The sequence below is a fragment of the Curtobacterium sp. BRB10 genome, assembly GCF_031844325.1.
GTDB lineage: Bacteria > Actinomycetota > Actinomycetes > Actinomycetales > Microbacteriaceae > Curtobacterium > Curtobacterium poinsettiae_A.
Genome location: NZ_JAUZVA010000001.1, coordinates 725635 through 743711 on the forward strand (window position 1 = coordinate 725635; position 18077 = coordinate 743711).

Annotated in this window: 14 protein-coding genes; 8 read left to right on the top strand and 6 right to left on the bottom strand. The window is 72.3% G+C overall.

Annotated features, from left to right (window positions below):
• The first annotated feature begins 69 nt into the window (after positions 1-69).
• Positions 70-1548 carry an adenosylhomocysteinase gene (gene ahcY / locus Q9R26_RS03570; RefSeq protein WP_182065949.1) on the top strand — a complete coding sequence of 493 codons (1479 nt, stop codon included), beginning with the start codon at positions 70-72 and terminating at the stop codon, positions 1546-1548.
• A 123-nt stretch (positions 1549-1671) separates the two neighbouring features.
• Here ahcY and Q9R26_RS03575 read toward each other — a convergent pair whose 3' ends face one another.
• Positions 1672-2541: an RDD family protein gene (locus tag Q9R26_RS03575; protein WP_311226556.1), complete on the bottom strand. Its 870-nt coding sequence runs from the start codon at positions 2539-2541 to the stop codon at positions 1672-1674.
• Positions 2542-2583: 42 nt separating this feature from the next.
• Between Q9R26_RS03575 and Q9R26_RS03580 the strand changes: the two genes are divergently transcribed.
• Positions 2584-3582, top strand: a complete 999-nt coding sequence (locus tag Q9R26_RS03580) for a stage II sporulation protein M (protein WP_311226557.1) — start codon at positions 2584-2586, stop codon at positions 3580-3582.
• A gap of 13 nt (positions 3583-3595) precedes the next feature.
• Here Q9R26_RS03580 and Q9R26_RS03585 read toward each other — a convergent pair whose 3' ends face one another.
• Genes Q9R26_RS03585 through Q9R26_RS03605 form a run of 5 tightly spaced genes read right to left on the bottom strand, consistent with a single transcriptional unit; the run spans position 3596 to position 9255 of the window.
• The gene (locus Q9R26_RS03585) at positions 3596-4948 is read right to left on the bottom strand and encodes a DUF58 domain-containing protein (protein ID WP_182065946.1); all 1353 of its coding nucleotides are present in this window, start codon (positions 4946-4948) and stop codon (positions 3596-3598) included.
• A complete protein-coding gene (locus tag Q9R26_RS03590) occupies positions 4948-5955 on the bottom strand; it encodes an AAA family ATPase (protein ID WP_396136814.1) in 1008 nt (335 codons plus the stop codon). The genes Q9R26_RS03585 and Q9R26_RS03590 overlap by 1 nt, the downstream gene beginning before the upstream one ends.
• 5 nt (positions 5956-5960) lie before the next feature.
• Entirely contained in the window at positions 5961-7205 is a 1245-nt protein-coding gene (locus tag Q9R26_RS03595) for a DUF4350 domain-containing protein (protein ID WP_182065945.1), read from the bottom strand.
• A complete protein-coding gene (locus Q9R26_RS03600) occupies positions 7202-7885 on the bottom strand; it encodes a DUF4129 domain-containing protein (protein WP_311226558.1) in 684 nt (227 codons plus the stop codon). The genes Q9R26_RS03595 and Q9R26_RS03600 overlap by 4 nt, the downstream gene beginning before the upstream one ends.
• Positions 7840-9255, bottom strand: a complete 1416-nt coding sequence (locus Q9R26_RS03605; RefSeq protein ID WP_311226559.1) for a glycerophosphoryl diester phosphodiesterase membrane domain-containing protein — start codon at positions 9253-9255, stop codon at positions 7840-7842. Before Q9R26_RS03605 ends, Q9R26_RS03600 begins: the two co-directional genes overlap by 46 nt.
• Positions 9256-9404: 149 nt before the next feature.
• On the opposite strand from Q9R26_RS03605, the gene mtrA reads away from it, so the two are divergent.
• The 6 genes from mtrA (at position 9405) to secA (ending at position 18077) form a co-directional block, all read left to right on the top strand.
• On the top strand, positions 9405-10079 hold the full coding sequence (gene mtrA / locus Q9R26_RS03610; protein ID WP_017888813.1) for an MtrAB system response regulator MtrA: 675 nt from the start codon (positions 9405-9407) through the stop codon (positions 10077-10079).
• A gap of 5 nt (positions 10080-10084) precedes the next feature.
• Positions 10085-11815 (top strand): MtrAB system histidine kinase MtrB, encoded by a 1731-nt coding sequence (mtrB, locus tag Q9R26_RS03615; RefSeq protein WP_262138502.1) that lies wholly within the window; start codon positions 10085-10087, stop codon positions 11813-11815.
• Positions 11815-13497 carry an LpqB family beta-propeller domain-containing protein gene (locus Q9R26_RS03620; RefSeq protein ID WP_209135175.1) on the top strand — a complete coding sequence of 561 codons (1683 nt, stop codon included), beginning with the start codon at positions 11815-11817 and terminating at the stop codon, positions 13495-13497. The genes mtrB and Q9R26_RS03620 overlap by 1 nt, the downstream gene beginning before the upstream one ends.
• Positions 13498-13594: 97 nt before the next feature.
• Positions 13595-14257, top strand: coding sequence for a phosphoribosyltransferase family protein (locus Q9R26_RS03625; RefSeq protein ID WP_311226560.1), 663 nt, complete (start codon positions 13595-13597; stop codon positions 14255-14257).
• A 158-nt stretch (positions 14258-14415) separates the two neighbouring features.
• Positions 14416-15126, top strand: coding sequence for a ribosome hibernation-promoting factor, HPF/YfiA family (gene hpf, locus Q9R26_RS03630; protein WP_182065940.1), 711 nt, complete (start codon positions 14416-14418; stop codon positions 15124-15126).
• Between the two features lie 170 nt (positions 15127-15296).
• The gene (gene secA / locus Q9R26_RS03635; protein WP_111024364.1) at positions 15297-18077 is read left to right on the top strand and encodes a preprotein translocase subunit SecA; all 2781 of its coding nucleotides are present in this window, start codon (positions 15297-15299) and stop codon (positions 18075-18077) included.

Consider the following 18077-nt stretch of genomic DNA (forward strand, 5'->3'; position numbering starts at 1 on the left):
CGGAGGCCCGTGGGACGTGACCGGGATCTGCTGGTGATCCGCGCCTCCCGGCATGGAAGACTGGTGGGCATGCCCACCGAAACCCGCACCGCTGCTGCGTTCCGTGTCGCCGACCTGTCCCTCGCCGAAGCGGGCCGGCACCAGATCCGCCTCGCCGAGAACGAGATGCCGGGCCTGATGTCCCTGCGTGACGAGTTCGCCGCGTCGCAGCCACTCGCCGGCGCGCGCATCGCCGGTTCCCTGCACATGACGGTGCAGACCGCTGTGCTCATCGAGACGCTCGTCGCCCTCGGCGCGCAGGTGCGCTGGGCCAGCTGCAACATCTTCTCCACCCAGGACGAGGCCGCGGCCGCCGTCGCCGTCGGGCCGACCGGCACCCCGGAGGCCCCCGCCGGCGTGCCGGTGTTCGCGTGGAAGGGCGAGACGCTCGAGGAGTACTGGTGGTGCACCAGCCGCATCTTCGACTGGAGCGACGAGGCCGCCGCCGCGGGTGCCGGCTGGACCGGGCCGAACCTGATCCTCGACGACGGCGGTGACGCCACGATGCTCGTGCACACCGGTGCCGACGCCGAGGCGGCCGGTGCCGCTCCGGTGGCCGAACCGGACGCCAGCACCGAGTGGAAGATCGTGCTCGACACCGTCGCGCGGTCGCTCGAGACCTCGTCGGACCGCTGGACCCGCATCGCCGCCGACGTCCAGGGCGTCACCGAGGAGACCACCACGGGCGTGCACCGCCTGTACGAGCTGTTCCGGAACGGCGAGCTGAAGTTCCCGGCGATCAACGTCAACGACTCCGTGACGAAGTCGAAGTTCGACAACAAGTACGGCATCCGGCACTCGCTGCCCGACGGCCTGAACCGCGCCACCGACGTGCTCATCGGCGGCAAGGTCGCCTTCGTCGTCGGCTACGGCGACGTCGGCAAGGGTGCGGCCGAGGCGCTCCGCGGGCAGGGAGCCCGGGTCATCGTCAGCGAGGTCGACCCGATCTGCGCGCTGCAGGCGGCGATGGACGGCTACCAGGTCGCGCGCCTGGCGGACGTCGTCGACACCGTCGACATGGTCATCACGTGCACCGGCAACCTCGGCGTCGTCGGGGTCGACGAGATGCTCGGGCTGAAGCACCTGGCCATCGTGGCGAACGTGGGGCACTTCGACAACGAGATCGACATGGCGGGGCTCGAGGCGCTGCCCGGCGTCTCGAAGGTCGAGATCAAGCCGCAGGTGCACGAGTGGCGGCTGCCGACCGGGCGATCGATCCTGGTGCTGTCCGAGGGTCGGCTCATGAACCTCGGCAACGCGACCGGGCACCCGTCGTTCGTCATGAGCAACTCGTTCACGAACCAGGTGCTCGCGCAGATCGAGCTGCACACCCGGCGCGAGGAGTACCCGACCGGCGTGTACGTGCTCCCGAAGCACCTGGACGAGAAGGTCGCACGGCTGCACCTCGATGCCCTCGGGGTGCAGCTGACGTCGCTGCGTCCGGAGCAGGCTGCGTACATCGGTGTCCCCGTCGAGGGACCCTTCAAGCCGGACCACTACCGCTACTGAGCGCGGCGGGGCTGCCGCTTCCGCCGAACACCGGTGTTCGCACGTTGCACCCCCGCACGCGGGTGTTCGGAGTGCGAACACCGGTGTCGTGCGAGCAGTCCCAGCGCCGCGCCGCGGTGCGCGTCAGCGCGGGAACCCCGGCGGGGAAGCCGCCGCGGTCGCCCCCGCCCGGGACAGCAGCTCGGCGCGGGCCCCCAGCGCCCGCACGTCCCGTCGACGCCGCAGCACGACGACCCCGGCCAGGAACACCTCGGGCGGCACGGGCGGCACGGGGTTCGCGAACGCGGACACCTCGGCCGCCAGGGTCTGGGCCGCCGCCTCGCGCAGTTCGGGGCGCATCAGTGCAGCCCCGCGGAAGAACGCACCCAGGCGGTTCTCCAACCGCTGCGGCAGCGCCGACACGTCCGCGACGCCGGCCCACGCCGTCAACTCCGGGGGCAGCAGCACCTCGGGGTCCCGCTGCTTCGGCAGGCGTTCGTGCTGCACGATCGTGCCGGCGAGCAGGTCCCCGAGGCGCCGCGGCCGACTGCCGAACAGTGCGACGAGCAGGGCGACCGACCCGAAGGTCATCCAGAGCTCGAACAGGCCGACGAGCGACCGGGTGAAGGCGTGCCGGAAGCCGATCGCACCGCCGTCGAGCCGGACGACGCGGGTGCCGGTGGCGAACCGTCCGACGCTCCGCCCCTTCGTCACGGTCTCGACCGCCGCGGGCACCAGCACGAGCACGACGACGAGCAGCGCGATGCCGAGCGCCGCGCCCCAGGCCGGTTCGAGTCCCCTCGGCCAGAGCCGCGAGACGCCGAACAGCGCGAGCACGAACAGGACGATGACGCACAGGCCGTCCAGCAGGGCGGCCGCGAGCCGCAGCACGAGTCCGGCGGGTTGGACGTCGAGCGCGACGCCCTCGCCGACCACCAGCTCGTCGGCGGTCTCGTCGAGGTCGCGCGAGAACCGGGCGTCGGCGAGGTCACGCGGCGTGCGGGGCTTCGGCATGGGATCATTCTGTCGGAGATCGCGCGATCTGAGGGGGAACACGTGGACCTGGATGCCTACGCCGAGGTGCACCGTGACCGGTGGCAGGAGCTCGACCGTCTGGCGCGTGCCCGTCACCGGTCCGGCGCGGACGTCGACCGGCTCGTCGCCGGCTACCAGGAGGCCGCGACCGACCTCGCCCGCATCCGGGGCGCCGCACCGCGCACCGTGACCGGCGACCGGCTCTCGCTCACACTGTTCCGCGCCCGCCTGCGCTTCACCGGCACCCCCGTCGACCCGCTGACCGCGGTCGCCCTGTTCTTCACGCGGCAGCTGCCCGCCGCGCTCTACCGGATCCGCTGGGTGACCATCTGGGTCGCGCTCGCGACGGTGGCGATCGCGGCGATCGTCGCCGTCTGGATCACCACCACCCCAGGTGCGACGGCGACGTTCGGCAGCGACGAAGCCCTGCGCCGGTACGCCACGCAGGACTTCGTCGACTACTACTCCGACCGTGGCCTCGGGGCCTTCACCGCGCAGGTCTGGACGAACAACGCCTACATCGCCGCGACGATGGTGGCGTTCGGCATCACCGGGGTCTTCGTGCCGTTCTCGATCATGCAGAACGCCGTCAGCCTCGGGGTCTCCGCGGCGATCATGCACTCCCAGGGCCGCCTGGCGGACTTCTTCCTCTACATCTCCCCGCACGGACAGCTCGAGCTCTACTCGGTGTTCCTCGCGGGCGGTGCGGGGCTGATGATCTTCTGGTCGTGGGTGGCACCGGGGCCCGGACGCACGCGCGCCCAGGCCCTCGCCGAGGACGGCCGCGCCCTCATCACCATCGCGATCGGCCTGACCCTGACCCTGCTGCTGTCCGGCATCGTCGAGGGCGTGGTGACACGGCAGGACTGGCCGTGGCCGATCAAGATCGGCATCGGCACGGTCGCCCTCGTCGCGGTGCTCGCCTACCAGTGGGTGCTCGGCGGCCGCGCGTACCGAGCGGGGGAGCGCGGCGACCTCGAGGAGTTCGAGCGCGGCTCCACCGCCCTGGTGGCCGGCTGACGTCCGTTCCGGTTCAGAGCCGGCCGGTGGCCTTCGCACGGATGTAGGCGTCCGCGACGAGCGGCGGGACGTCCGCCGGTGCGCCGCGCACGACCTCGGCGCCGGAGCGCCGTGCGACGTCGGCCGCACCGTCCGCGTCCAGCAGGGTGCGCTCGGCGGCCGCGCGTCGGTAGACGTCGCGCTCCGCGCCGGTGGGGAGGCCCGGCACCCGTCCGCCGCGCGCGGTGCGGATCGCCGTGGTCGGGTCCACCCCGCCGCGCGCCATCCGCTGGACGGCCGGGTCCTCGATGCTCGTCACGACGACCGCGTGCCGCCGGGACAGCCGGGGGAGCACGGCGAGCAGGTCGCCCGAGGCACCGACGGAGTCGAGGCTCGAGGCGAGGACGACCATGGCGCGCGAGGTCGTGATCGAGTCGACGAGCGCGGGCACGGATGCCCAGTCGGTTGCGGCGAGCCCGGGTTCGGCCATCGCGAGGGCCTCGCCGAAGCGCTGCACGACGTCGGCGCGGGTGGCGCCGTGCACGCGGTCGTGTGCCGTGTCGTCGAGGACCACCAGGTCGACGCGGTCACCGGCGGCAGCCGCGAGGGCGCCGAGGAGCAGCGCCGACTCGATGAACGTGTCGAGTCGGGGCTCGTCGGTGACGCGGCCGGCACCCGCCCGGCCCGCGTCGACCACGACGACGACGCGCCGGTCGCGTTCGGGTCGCCAGGTGCGGACGACGAGGTCCTGCCGCCGCGCGGTCGCGCGCCAGTCGATCGACCGCACGTCGTCGCCGCGCACGTAGTCGCGCAGCGAGTCGAACTCGGTGCCGTGCCCGCGGAGCTGCAGCGTGGTCTCGCCGTCGAGCTCACGAAGACGTGCCAACCGTGACGGCAGGTGCCGCCGGGAGCGGAACGGCGGCGTCACGACCAGTTCGCCCGGGGCCGCGACGACCCGCTGCCGTGCGGCGAGGCCCAGGGGACCGAAGGACCGCACGGCGACCCCGGTGGTGCGGCGGCGACCACGACGGAACGGCGTGAACCGCATCCGGGCCGTCCGACGTTCCCCGGCGGGGACCGTCATCCGGATCCGACGGGGACGGTGTCCGGCCGACGGCTCCCACATGTCCCGGACCACACCGCGGATCGTCCGGGCGCCGTCGTTGGCGAGCACGAGGGTGCCGTCCGCGGTGCTGTCGCGCCGAGCGAGCCGCGGCATCCGACGCTCGACGCGGACCCGTCGCAGGTCGGCGGCGAGCACGACGTCGAGCGCCGCGGCGAGCAGCACCACCCCGACCCACGCCAGACCGGCCCACCCACTGCCGAGCAGCACGGTGGGCACGAGGGCGACGGCGAGGAGCGCGACGAACCGGCCGGAGACCGCCACTAGATCGGCACCCGCACCTGCTCGAGCACCTGCTGGAGCACGCCGTCGGCGCCGACGCCCTCGAGCTCCGCGTCGGCGGCGACCCGCAGGCGGTGCCGCCAGACCGGCAGGGCCATGGCCTGCACGTGGTCCGGGGTGATCGCGTCGTAGCCGGTGAGCCATGCCCAGGCCTTGGCGGCCGCGAGCAGTGCCGTCGCACCGCGGGGGCTCACGCCGACGCGGACGGACGGTGCCTGCCGGGTGGCGCGGGCGAGGTCGACGATGTACGCGAGCACGTCGTCGCGGGCCCCGACACCGCGGACGGCACGCTGCGCACGGACCACCTCGTCGACGCCGACCACCGGGATGATGCCGGCCGACCGGACGTCGCGCGGCACGAATCCGTCGGCGTGGCGTCGGAGCACCTGCCACTCGACGTCGCGCGGCGGGATGTCGAGGGTCAGCTTCATCAGGAACCGGTCGAGCTGCGCCTCGGGCAGCGTGTACGTGCCCTCGAACTCGATCGGGTTCATCGTCGCGGCGACGAAGAAGGGGTTCGGCAGCGCCCGGGCGTCGCCGTCGACGCTCACCTGGCGTTCCTCCATCGCCTCGAGCAGGGCCGACTGGGTCTTCGGCGGCGTGCGGTTGACCTCGTCGGCGAGCAGGACGTTCGTGAAGACGGGACCCTCGCGGAACGGGAACGTGCCGGTCGAGGCGTCGTAGACGAGCGACCCGGTGACGTCGCCGGGCATCAGGTCCGGGGTGAACTGGATGCGCTTCGTGTCGAGCGTCATCGCGGCGGCGAGGCTGCGGACGAGCAGGGTCTTCGCGACACCGGGGACGCCCTCGAGCAGCACGTGCCCCTGTGCGAGGAGTCCGACGATCATGCCGGAGACCGCGCCCTCCTGGCCGACGACGGCCTTGGCGACCTCGGTGCGGACCCGGCCGAACGCGTCGCGCAGGTCGGAACCGTCCGAGGACGTGGGGTCGTGTTCCGGTGCGGTGTGTTCGGTGGTGGCAGGGGGCAGGTCGGTCACGGTCGTGCTCCTGGTCGGTCGGGGTCGGAGGTCGGTCGGTCGCCGGAGGTCGCCCGGCGGACGGCGCGTTCGAGGTCGTCGAGGGCGGCGGTGCCGTCGACGAGCGCACGGTCGTCGTCGGTGGTCCCGCCGACGAGCAGGGCTCCGACACGGGTGTGCGGGATGCCGGTGGCCTGGGCCGCGGTCCGGACGACCTCGTCGACGTGTGCCGAGCGGGGCAGACCGAGCATCCTGCCGATGCGGCGGACGGCGGCGACGCGCAGGGTGTCGAGGGCGTGGGTGCGGTCGCGGGTGCGGGCGTACATCCGGGCGCGCCCCTCGGTGGTCTCGGCAGCACGGACGACGACGGGCAACCGTTCGACGACGAGGGGGCCGAGCCGTCGGCCCCGCCAGACGCCGGCCGCCACGGCGACGAGGGCGAGCAGAGCGAGCGCGCTCGGGACCCACGGCGGGGCGAGCTCGCCGAGGGTCGGAGCGGCGTCGGGGGTGCCGACGGCCGGGGTGTACCAGACGAGCCGCTCGTCGGCGCCGAGCAGGCCGAGGGCGAGCGCGGCGTTCCCGGCGGTGGCGATCGTGTCGTTCCGGAACGCCGAGGTGGTGCCGAGCAGCGTGACGTCGCCGCCGGGCGTGGCGGTGCGCACGAGGCCCCAGACCCGGGAGCCGCCCTCGCCCGTCGGCGCGCACCGTTCGGCGGCGTCGTCGTGCACGGTGTACCCGGAGCCGGCGGTGGTGACCCGGCCTGCCGAGGCCGCCGCCGGGATCCCGCACGAGGCCGTCGAGACGGTGGCGTCACCGTCGACCTGGACCGCCGGGTCGACCCGGAGTCCGAGTGCCTCGAGTCCGGCGCCGCTCGTGCCCACGACCACGACGTGCCGGGCCGTGCGGGCGATGCGTTCCGCGACGGCCGGGTCGAGCGCACCGTCCGCGTCGTCGATGAACACCGTGCCGCCGTCGATCCCGCCGACGCCGTCGACGGTGTCGGTGACGGAGACCGCGGTGCCCCGTTGCTCGAGCACCCGGACCAGGGCGGCCGAACCACTGGCCGTCGTCGAGGTCGGGTCGAGTGCGCGCGGTGCGTCCGGGTCGGTGCCCTGCACGAGGGCGGTCAGGGCGGCGAGCAGGACGCCGACCAGGACGATGGCGACCCAGAACCCGACGCGGAACCGGCGTCCCTCGGCCGGAGCCGGAGCGTGAGCCCGCGCCGGCCCGGCGCTCGTCCGCGTGGCGGTGTCGGTCGTCATGCCGGCACCACCGGTCCGTCGGCCCGGGCGGGCCGGGCCTGCCGGACGGAGCGCTCGGTGTCGAGCACGCGGAGGGCAGCGGCCTCGTCGGCCTCGGCACCGAGGTACCGGACCGCGTCGAAGGCCGTCGCTGCCGCATCGAGCGCACCCGCCGATGCGGGGAACGGCACGGCGCCCCGTGCGGCGATCGTCCGCGCGGTGGCTCCGGGCACGTCGGGCACCAGGTCGCGTTCGCCGAGCCCTCTGGCGATCGCGCGGAACCCGTCGAGCACCGCTGCCGACCAGTCGGCGCGACGGACGGCGGCCTGGGCCGCTTCGAGGAGTTCCCGGGCGGAGCGCAGGTCGTCGGCGTCGAACACCCCGCCGGTGTCGCCGTCACCGGCCCGGGCGCGTCGGCGGGGGAGCCCGCGGGCGACGACGACGAGCACGACGACGGCGACGAGCACCACGATCGCGATCACGAGCGCGGTGCGTGCCGCAGCGGGCGAGTCGAGGCCGTCGGCACGGAGCGACCCGAGCCAGTCGAGGAAGGAGCGCGAGGCACGGTCCCACCACGTCGGCCGGGCACCGTCGTAGGCGGCGCGGTCGAGTTCGCGCTCGAGCAGGCGACGCGCCTCGTCCGGGTCGACCGCCGTCACGCGGAGCCGTCCGGCGGCGCCTGGCCCGAACCCTGCTGCCACGGCTGCTGCTGCTGACCGGGCTGCCACGGCTGCTGCTGCTGACCGGGCTGCCACGGCTGCTGCTGCTGACCGGGCTGCCACGGCTGCTGCTGCTGACCGGGCTGCCACGGCTGCTGCTGCGCCTGCCACTGCTGCGCCTGCCACTGCTGACCGCCCCACTGCTGCTGCGGCGGCCACGGCGGGCGCGCGACGGGCGCGGACGGCGCGAACGGGTCGGCCGGCTGCCCGGAGTCCAGGTGCGACGCGATCCGCTGGTCGAGGGCCTCGGTGCGGATCCGCCGGTCGACGGCGAGGAACGTGGTGATCGACGCGCTCAGCACGTCGGTGATGCACTGCACCGCGATCGCGAGCAGGCTGCCGACGACGATGGCGATGACCGCACCGGTGCCGACTCCCGACGTGCCTCCCGTCTGGCCGAGGGGGTCGAAGGTGCCCCCGATGAGCACGGCGCCGATGGTGAGCGGGATCGACGCGATGGACGCCGCGAACCCGAACACGAGCTGCACGAGCAGCAGGATGCCGAAGGTCCGCCAGAAGGCCCCGCGTGTCAGACGCCACGACTGTGCGGCTGCGGCGAAGACCGGCCGGCCCTCGAGCGCGATGGTCGGGACGGTGAGCACGAAGCGCGTGGCGAGCCACACGACGACGACACCGATGCCGAGCACGAACAGCACGAGCGCCAGCACGAACCACCCGGTGCCGGAGTCGGCGGCACCCATGGCCGCGAACACCCCGAAGAACACGAGTCCGGCCAGGATCGCGAGGACCACGCCGGCCCCGATCTGCACGAGCATCCACGCGACGACGGACCACCGGCGGCCGGCGAGCAGCGCCCACAGCCCCCGGAACGTGGCGCGACGGCCGAGCACCCGCTGCCCGGTGTCCGCGGCGACCGGCGCCACCAGGAACCCGCGACCGAGGTAGGCGAGGAACGGCAGCACGACCGAGAGCAGTGCCGTGAGCGTCAGCGTGCCCGCGACCACCGAGTCGGCACCGCTGCCGCCGTCGAGCGCCGAGAACATCCGCGACTGCAGCGCCTGCTGGCCGAACGTGCTGGCCAACGTCGAGAGCAGACCGAGCACACCGCTCAACAGCACACTCCACAGCAGCAGCACGCGGGCGTTCCGGCGGAAGACCGTGAAGGCGCCGGCCAGGATGTCCCCGAGGCCGAGCGGGCGCAGCGGGATCACCGGACGCGAGCCGCCGGACGGGCCGCCCGGTCGCCCCGGACCCGGCCCCGGGGCGGGCTGCGGCGGCACGGAGAAGCGGGGCGGGCCTCCAGGCAGGGGTCCTGGTCCCTGCGCCGGTCCGGACGCCGGCGGCGTCGGCGCACCCTGCTGCGCACCGCCCGGTGTGTGCCAATCGGACATGACTCCAGCCCCCTCGTCGTGTCGGACCGTGCCAGCGATGCACGGTCCACCCCCATCCTGGCGGAAAACCCGGCGTGGCGGGGCCTCGGCTATCGTGTGGGGACACGTGCCGACCACGGCACCCGCACGCCACCCGGAGTCCAGATCACATGACACCGCGCATCCTCGTCGTCGACGATGACCAGGCCCTCTCCGAGATGATCGGCATCGTGCTCCGCTCCGAGGGGTACGAACCCGAGTTCAGCGCCGACGGCAACGACGCCGTCGACGCGTTCCACGCCACCAAGCCGGACCTCGTCCTGCTCGACGTCATGCTGCCCGGCATCGACGGCATCGAGGTGTGCAAGCGCATCCGCGCCGAGAGCGGCACGCCGATCATCATGCTCACCGCGAAGAGCGACACCGCCGACGTCGTCCTCGGGCTCGAGAACGGTGCCGACGACTACGTCGTGAAGCCCTTCAACCCGAAGGAGCTCGTCGCCCGCATCCGGACCCGTCTGCGACCGAGCGCGTCCGACGCGACCGTCCTGCACGTCGGCGACGTCACGGTCGACGTCGCCGGGCACGAGGTGCGCCGGGGCGACACCGTGATCGCGCTCACGCCGCTCGAGTTCGACCTGCTCCGGGCGCTCGCCGAGAAGCCGAACCAGGTGTTCACCCGCGAGATGCTGCTCGAGCAGGTCTGGGGCTACCACTACAAGGCGGACACCCGCCTCGTGAACGTGCACGTGCAGCGGCTCCGCGCAAAGATCGAGCACGACCCGGACAACCCGAAGACCGTCACCACGGTCCGCGGCGTCGGGTACCGCGCCGGAGGAGCCTGAGCACCGTGCCGCCCTCGACGCGCCCGTCGGGCTCGGCACGCTCCGGGCGGGTCGGTGGGGCCGGCGGCGCCGGCAGCACCACCGTCTCGATCGGTGTCGTCGACCGCAGCCGTCGCCGGATGCGACGCTGGCTCCGACGCGCCTGGCGTCCGATCGCCTACCTGTGGCGGCGCTCGCTCATGTTCCGCTCGGTCGCCATCACCGTGATGACGACGGGACTCGCGGTGGCGATCATCGGCACCGCGGTCATGGTGAGCATCTCGACGAACGTCTACTCGCAGCGCCGCGACCAGATCGAGTCGGAGTCGGCCCGGGCCACCATCGTCGCCCAGGGGATCTTCGACGCGGCGACCGCGGCCGAGGACAACAACCAGTCCGAGCTCGAGACCCTGCAGAACGAGGCGCAGCAGGCGATCCTGTCGAACACGACGAGCCCGGGTGGCACGAGCATCGCCATCGAGCGGAGCCCGGACCAGTCCACCCCGCAGACGCTCCAGACGATCGCCAGCCAGGACTTCCCGGACGCGGTCATCACGGATGCCCTGCGCAAGGAGGTCGGGCAGAACACCGGTCGGCTCAGCCTGCAGCCCGTCGAGCTCGACGACGACGGGCGCCGGGTGCCGGGCCTCGCCGTCGGGTCCACGCTGCAGATCCCGAGCGCCGGCCAGTACGAGCTCTACCTGGTCTACGACCTGTCCGACGCGCAGCAGACCCTGGACTTCGTCTCCCAGACGCTCTCCATCGGCGGTGTGGCCCTGATGGTGCTCATCGCCCTGGTCACGTCGCTCGTCGTCCGGCTCGTCGTCGTGCCGATCCGCGGTGCCGCCGAGACGAGCCGGAAGATCGCCGCGGGGCGCCTCGACGAGCGCATCCCGGTGCGCGGCCAGGACGACCTGGCGACCCTTGCACGGAGCTTCAACGGGATGGCCGAGGCGGTCAGCCGCCAGATCACCCAGCTGGCCGAGCTCTCCCGTGTGCAGCAGCGCTTCGTGTCCGACGTCTCGCACGAGCTGCGCACGCCGCTCACCACCATCCGCCTCGCCGGCGACATGCTCTACGACTCCCGGCACGCGTTCGAACCGTCGGTCGGCCGGTCCGCCGAGCTCCTGCACGCCCAGGTGGAGCGGTTCGAGCTGCTCCTCGCCGACCTGCTCGAGATCTCCCGCTACGACGCGCAAGCGGTGCAGCTCGACACCGAACCGTCGGTGCCGGCGGCGCTCGCCGCGGACATCGTCGAGGAGTTCCGCCCGCTGGCCGAGCGTGCCGGCATCGACCTGCAGCTCGCGACCCCCGGCGGACACACCACGATGCGGCTCGACGCCAAGCGGGTCCGCCGGATCCTGCGCAACCTCGTCGGCAACGCCATCGAGCACGGTGACGCGAAGCCGGTGCAGGTCGTCGTCGACAGCGACGCACGAACCGTCGCCATCGCCGTCCGCGACCAGGGCGTCGGCATGCCGCCGGAGGACGCCGCACGGGTGTTCGACCGGTTCTGGCGAGCCGACCCGAGCCGGAAGCGCACCATCGGCGGCACCGGCCTCGGTCTGGCCATCAGCCTCGGCGACGCGAAGCTCCACGGCGGGCGCATCGACGTGTGGTCCCGACCGGGCGAGGGCTCGACGTTCGTGCTCACCCTGCCCCGCAACGAGCAGGGCACCACCGCCACCTCGGCCATCCCGCTGCCCGAGCTCGACGAGTCGTACGACGGCCCCCGCGCCGTGCGAGAGGAGTCCTGATGCGCCACCGGATCCGCCACGTCCTCGCCGTCGCGCTCGCCGCGGTCAGCCTGCTCGCGGTCACCGCCTGCGCGGCCATCCCGACCGACGGTGCCGTCCGCACCGGGCAGACGATCAAGGACGAGTCACTCTCGGGCGTCGACTTCCGGCCGGACAAGCCGATCACCGGGTCCGACCAGACGGCGATCCTCCGCGGGTTCATCGCCGCCGCCACCGGCGCCCAGGACAACTACGCCATCGCCCGGCAGTTCCTGGCCGCCGACTTCGCCCAGCAGTGGAACCCACGGCAGGGCGTCACGATCCGCGACGGCAGCGGCACCGTCGAACGCGCCGACGACCGCGAACTCACCTACACGATGACGGCCAGCGCCACGGTCGACTCCGAAGGGGAGTACACCCAGGCCGTCCGCCCGACCTCGTCGACGCTGACGTTCCAGTTCGTCCGCGAGGACGGCGAGTGGCGCATCGCCTACGCCCCGGACGGCATCATCCTGTCGCCGGTCAGCTTCGAGTCGGTGTTCCAACCGCACGCGCTGTACTTCTACGACCCCACCTACAGGTTCCTGGTGCCCGACCAGCGCTGGTTCCTCGCCCGGTCCTCCACGAGCACGCGCATCGCGAGCGCCCTGCTCGCCGGCCCCACCGACTGGCTGAAGGGCGCCGTCGTCTCGTCGTTCCCGGAGGGCACCCAGCTGTCCCTCAACGCGGTGACGATCGACAGCGGCACGGCCCTCGTCGACCTGTCGCGCGACGCCCTGGGCGCGAGCACCGTCGACAGGGTCCGGATGCGCGAACAGCTCAGCAAGTCGCTCGCCTCGGTCGCCACCATCTCGTCGGTCTCGATGACGATCGAGGGCGCGACGCTGTCGGTGCCGGACTCCGGGGGAGCGGACGCCCAGCAGAACCCCGACGTCGATCCCCGACCCCTGGTCGACGAGGACGGCGTCGTCGGCTACGCCGCCTCGGGAACCGGCAAGGTCGCCGAACTCGGCAGCGGCGTCGGCGCCGCGATCGCCGGCCTCGACCCGACGTCGATCGCCCTGTCGGCGTCCGGCACCACCGCCGCCGTCGGCAACCGGGACGGCGTCATCGTCGTGCGCGGCAAGGACCGCCTGCGCGTCGATGCCCGCGACGGCCTCATCGCCCCCGCCGTCGACGACCTCGGCTTCGTCTGGGTGGGACAGCAGTCCGACACCCGCCGCATCACCGCGTACGGGCTCGGCGGCGACCCCCACCAGGTGCGCACCACCCTGCCGCGCGGCGACCTCGTGTCGTTCCAGGTGTCCCGCGACTCCACCAGGGCCCTCGCACTCATCGAGACCTCGGACGGCCCCGGCCTGTACGTGATGGCGATCATCCGGGGGTCCGACCGGTCACCGACCTCGTTCGGCGCCCCGGTCCGGGTGCAGGCGGCCAGCGGCACCGCGGTCGACGCCGCATGGGTGAACGACACCGACGTCGCCTCGGTCGGGCAGACCCCCACCGGTCCGAACATCGTGCGCACGACGATCGGCGGCAAGTCGAGCACCCTGCCGAAGCCCGACGGGCGCGCCACCGCCATCAGCGGCGGCGGCGGCGGCGCGCTGTTGCTCCGGATGTCGGACGGCGACGTCCTGCAGTCCACCGGGGGTGGCTGGGACACGACGGGCGTCACCGCCGACGTGCTCGGCGTCCAGCGCTGACGCGACGGTCCTCCACACCCCAGCCGGCCTGGAGGCCCGTCCACCGTCCGGCACCACGGCCCACCACCACCGTCCGGTCACCACCACAGTCGTGGGCATGCCCCCTGACGACGACTCCACCCCGTGGCGTGATGCCCTGCTCGCCGTGCTCGGGCTCTTCCTGCCCGTCACCTGCCTGGGCTGCGGCCGCCAGGACCGCGCGCTCTGCCCACCGTGCCGGGCGGCGCTCGCAGCACGGCCCCGGCGGGTCCGGCTGGTCGCCGGTGTCCGGCTCGACGCGGCCTTCGATTACGAGGGGCTGGTCCGCACCCTGGTCCTCGAGCTCAAGCTCCGGGGGCGGGTCGACGTCGCCCGTCCGCTCGGCGTCCGCTTCGGTGCACTCGTCCGTGCGGCGCTCGCCGCGGCCCCGGACGGCACCGTGGTGCTCCGGGTGCCGCCGTCCCGGGCGGGTGCCCGACGACGTGGGTTCGACCCGGTCGTGCTGCTGCTCGCCCGTGGTGGTGTCCGGCACACGGGGCGTCTCGTCCGCACCGCGGCCGGACGACGGCGATCCGGACCGGGACAGAAGGAGCGGTCGGCGGTGGAACGCGTCGCGGCGACCGTCGGGACCCTGCACGCGACCGGCGTCGACGGCCGCGATGTCGTGCTCGTCGACGACGTCGTCACGACGGGCGTCACGATGGCCGAGGGCGTCCGCGCGGTGCGGGCCGCCGGTGGCCGGGTGGTGCGCTGCGTCGCCGTGGCGACCGTCGACGCCTGACGCCTGGTGAACACCCGGTGGCCGCTGTGTGTCCGGTGAGTGTCCGACGGACTCGCCGCCTCCCCGTGACGCCGACGGTGCGCCGGGTCTAGCCTCGCGACAAGGCGTTCGGGTCGCCGGACGGAGGCGACGCGCCGACACTGGATGGGAGCCGCCACATGGACGTGACGATCACGGGCCGGAACGTCGGGGTCACCGACCGTTTCCGCACCTACGTCGAACAGAAGTCCGAGAAGATCGACGTGCTCGCCGACCGCGCGCTCGCCTTCGAGGTGCGCATCAGCCGCCACAACGAGAAGTCGAGCGGCAGCCAGGGCGAGGACCGCGTGGAGCTCACGCTGATCGGACCGGGGCCGCTCGTGCGGGCTGAGTCCGCGGCGTCGGACAAGTACGCCGCCTTCGACCTCGCCTTCGCGCGGATCATGGAACGCCTCCGTCGGGCGCGTGACCGCCGCAAGGTGCACCACGGTCGGCACCGCCCCACCTCGGTCGCCGAGGCCGCCGGCAGCGGCTTCGACGGCATGGGTGTCGTTCCGGCCGACGGCAAGCTCATCGAGGACGTCGCGACCGGTGCCGTCCCGGTCGTCGACCAGGAGGCCGCCGAGGACGAGAACGAGGTCTACAGCCCGGTCGTCATCCGCCACAAGGTCTTCGAGGCCGCCCCGATGACGGTCGACGACGCCCTCTACTACATGGAGCTCGTCGGGCACGACTTCTACCTGTTCCTCGACGCCGAGACCCGTCGTCCGAGTGTCGTGTACCGACGCAAGGGCTGGGACTACGGGGTGATCGGCATCGACGAGGTGCCCGCCGGCCAGGCGTCGGCCGACGTGGACGCCGACGCGGAGCGTGCAGCCGCGATCGCCTGACCCCGACGCGGAACCTGCGTTCCGCACCGTGTGCGCGGCCCGTTCGCGGGCCGCGCACACCCGTGTCCGCCACAGCCGCGCCGCTCACAGCGCCGTGCGTTCGCGGGTTGCTAGCATGACTGGTCGATCGGGCGCGCAGGTCGCGCGCGACGACCTCGTAAGGAGTTCACGTGGCAAACGTGCTGGAGAAGGTCCTCCGCATCGGCGAAGGACGAACCCTCCGTCGGCTGAAGGCGTACGCCTCGGCCATCAACGACCTCGAGGACGACTTCTCGAGCCTCACCGACGAGGAACTCCACGACGAGACCAAGGAGCTGCGCGAGCGGTACGCCAACGGCGAGACCCTCGACGACCTCCTGCCCGAGGCGTTCGCCGCTGTTCGAGAAGCCGCGAAGCGGACCCTCGGCATGCGGCACTTCGACGTGCAGCTCATGGGCGGCGCGGCCCTGCACCTCGGCAACATCGCCGAGATGAAGACCGGTGAGGGCAAGACCCTCGTCGCGACGACCGCCGCGTACCTCAACGCGATCCCGTCGCGCGGGGTGCACGTCATCACGGTCAACGACTACCTGGCGTCGTACCAGTCCGAGATCATGGGCCGCGTCTTCCGCGCGCTCGGCATGACCACCGGCTGCATCATCGCGAACCAGACCCCGGCCGAGCGCCGCGAGCAGTACGCCGCCGACATCACGTACGGCACGAACAACGAGTTCGGCTTCGACTACCTGCGCGACAACATGGCGTGGCAGGCGTCCGACATGGTGCAGCGCGGTCACTTCTTCGCCGTCGTGGACGAGGTCGACTCGATCCTCATCGACGAGGCCCGCACGCCGCTCATCATCTCCGGTCCGTCCTCGGGCGAGGCCAACCGCTGGTTCACCGAGTTCGCCTCGATCGCCAAGCGCCTCACCCCGGGCGAGGACTACGAGGTCGACGAGAAGAAGCGCACCGTCGGCGTCCTCGAGCCCGGCATCGAGAAGGTCGAGGACTACCTCGGCATCGAGAACCTCTACGAGTCGGCGAACACCCCGCTCATCTCGTTCCTGAACAACTCCATCAAGGCCGTCGCCCTGTTCAAGAAGGACAAGGACTACGTCGTGATGAACGGCGAGGTGCTCATCGTCGACGAGCACACCGGCCGCATCCTGATGGGCCGCCGCTACAACGAGGGCATCCACCAGGCGATCGAGGCGAAGGAGGGCGTCGAGGTCAAGGCCGAGAACCAGACCCTCGCCACCGTCACGCTGCAGAACTACTTCCGCCTGTACCAGAAGCTCTCCGGCATGACCGGTACCGCCGAGACCGAGGCGGCTGAGTTCATGTCGACCTACAAGCTCGGCGTCGTGCCCATCCCGACGAACAAGCCGATGCAGCGCATCGACCAGACCGATCTCGTCTACAAGAACGAGAAGGCGAAGTTCGAGCAGGTCGCCGAGGACATCGCGGAGCGCCACGAGAAGGGCCAGCCCGTCCTCGTCGGCACCACGAGCGTCGAGAAGTCCGAGTACCTGTCGAAGCTCCTCGCCAAGCAGGGCGTGAAGCACGAGGTCCTCAACGCGAAGAACCACGCACGCGAAGCCGCGATCGTCGCCCAGGCCGGTCGCTTCGGCGCCGTGACCGTCGCAACGAACATGGCCGGTCGTGGTACCGACATCATGCTCGGCGGCAACGCGGAGTTCCTCGCCGTGCAGGAGATGCACGCCAAGGGTCTGTCGCCGACCGAGACCCCCGACGAGTACGAGGCCGAGTGGGACGACGTGTTCGCCCGCGTCAAGGCCGAGGTCGAGGAAGAGGGCGACAAGGTCCGCGCCGTCGGCGGCCTGTACGTGCTCGGCACCGAGCGCCACGAGTCGCGCCGCATCGACAACCAGCTGCGTGGCCGGTCCGGCCGCCAGGGTGACCCGGGCGAGAGTCGCTTCTACCTGTCGCTGACCGACGACCTGATGCGCCTGTTCAACTCCGGTGCCGCCGAGAGCCTGATGGGCCGCTCGAACGTGCCGGACGACCTGGCGATCGAGAACAAGCTCGTCGGCCGTGCGATCCGGTCCGCCCAGGCGCAGGTCGAGGGCCGCAACGCCGAGATCCGCAAGAACGTCCTGAAGTACGACGACGTCCTGAACCGCCAGCGTGAGGCGATCTACAGCGACCGCCGTCACATCCTCGAGGGCGACGACCTGCACGATCGCGCGCAGTCGTTCCTCAAGGCCGTCATCGACGACGTGATCGACAGCCACACCGGCGAAGGCTCCCCGGACGACTGGGACCTCGACGCCATGTGGACCGAGCTCGGCACGCTCTACCCGATCTCGATCTCCATCGACGAGGTCATCACCGAGGCCGGCTCGAAGGGCAAGGCGTCGCGTGACTTCCTGGCCCGCGAGATCCTCTCCGACGCCAAGCTGGCCTACCAGCAGCGTGAGGAGCTCCTGGGCGACGAGGCGATGCGTGAACTCGAGCGTCGCGTGGTGCTCTCGGTGATCGACCGCCGCTGGCGCGACCACCTGTACGAGATGGACTACCTGAAGGACGGCATCGGCCTCCGCGCGATGGCGCAGCGTGACCCGCTGGTCGAGTACCAGCGCGAGGGCTACGCCCTGTTCCAGACGATGATGGGGCAGATCCGCGAAGAGTCCGTGGGCTACCTCTTCAACCTCGAGGTCCAGGTGCAGTCCGACGGCGAGAACGCGGTGATCGAGGCCAAGGGTCTCGGCGAGGACGAGGTCTCCGGCCTGGAGTACTCGGCACCGTCGATCGACGGCGAGGTCGAGGTCCGCGACGAGAAGGGTCGCCTCGAGCAGGCGGCGACCGCCCGCGCGCAGCGCGCCCAGGCCGAGGCCGAAGCGGCCGCCGAGCCGGAGCAGGGCTCCGCGTTCGGCAACGCGGCCACGGCCTCCGGTCAGGCCGCGGCGAGCAACCGCGCCGAGCGTCGTCAGGCCGCCAAGAAGAACTAG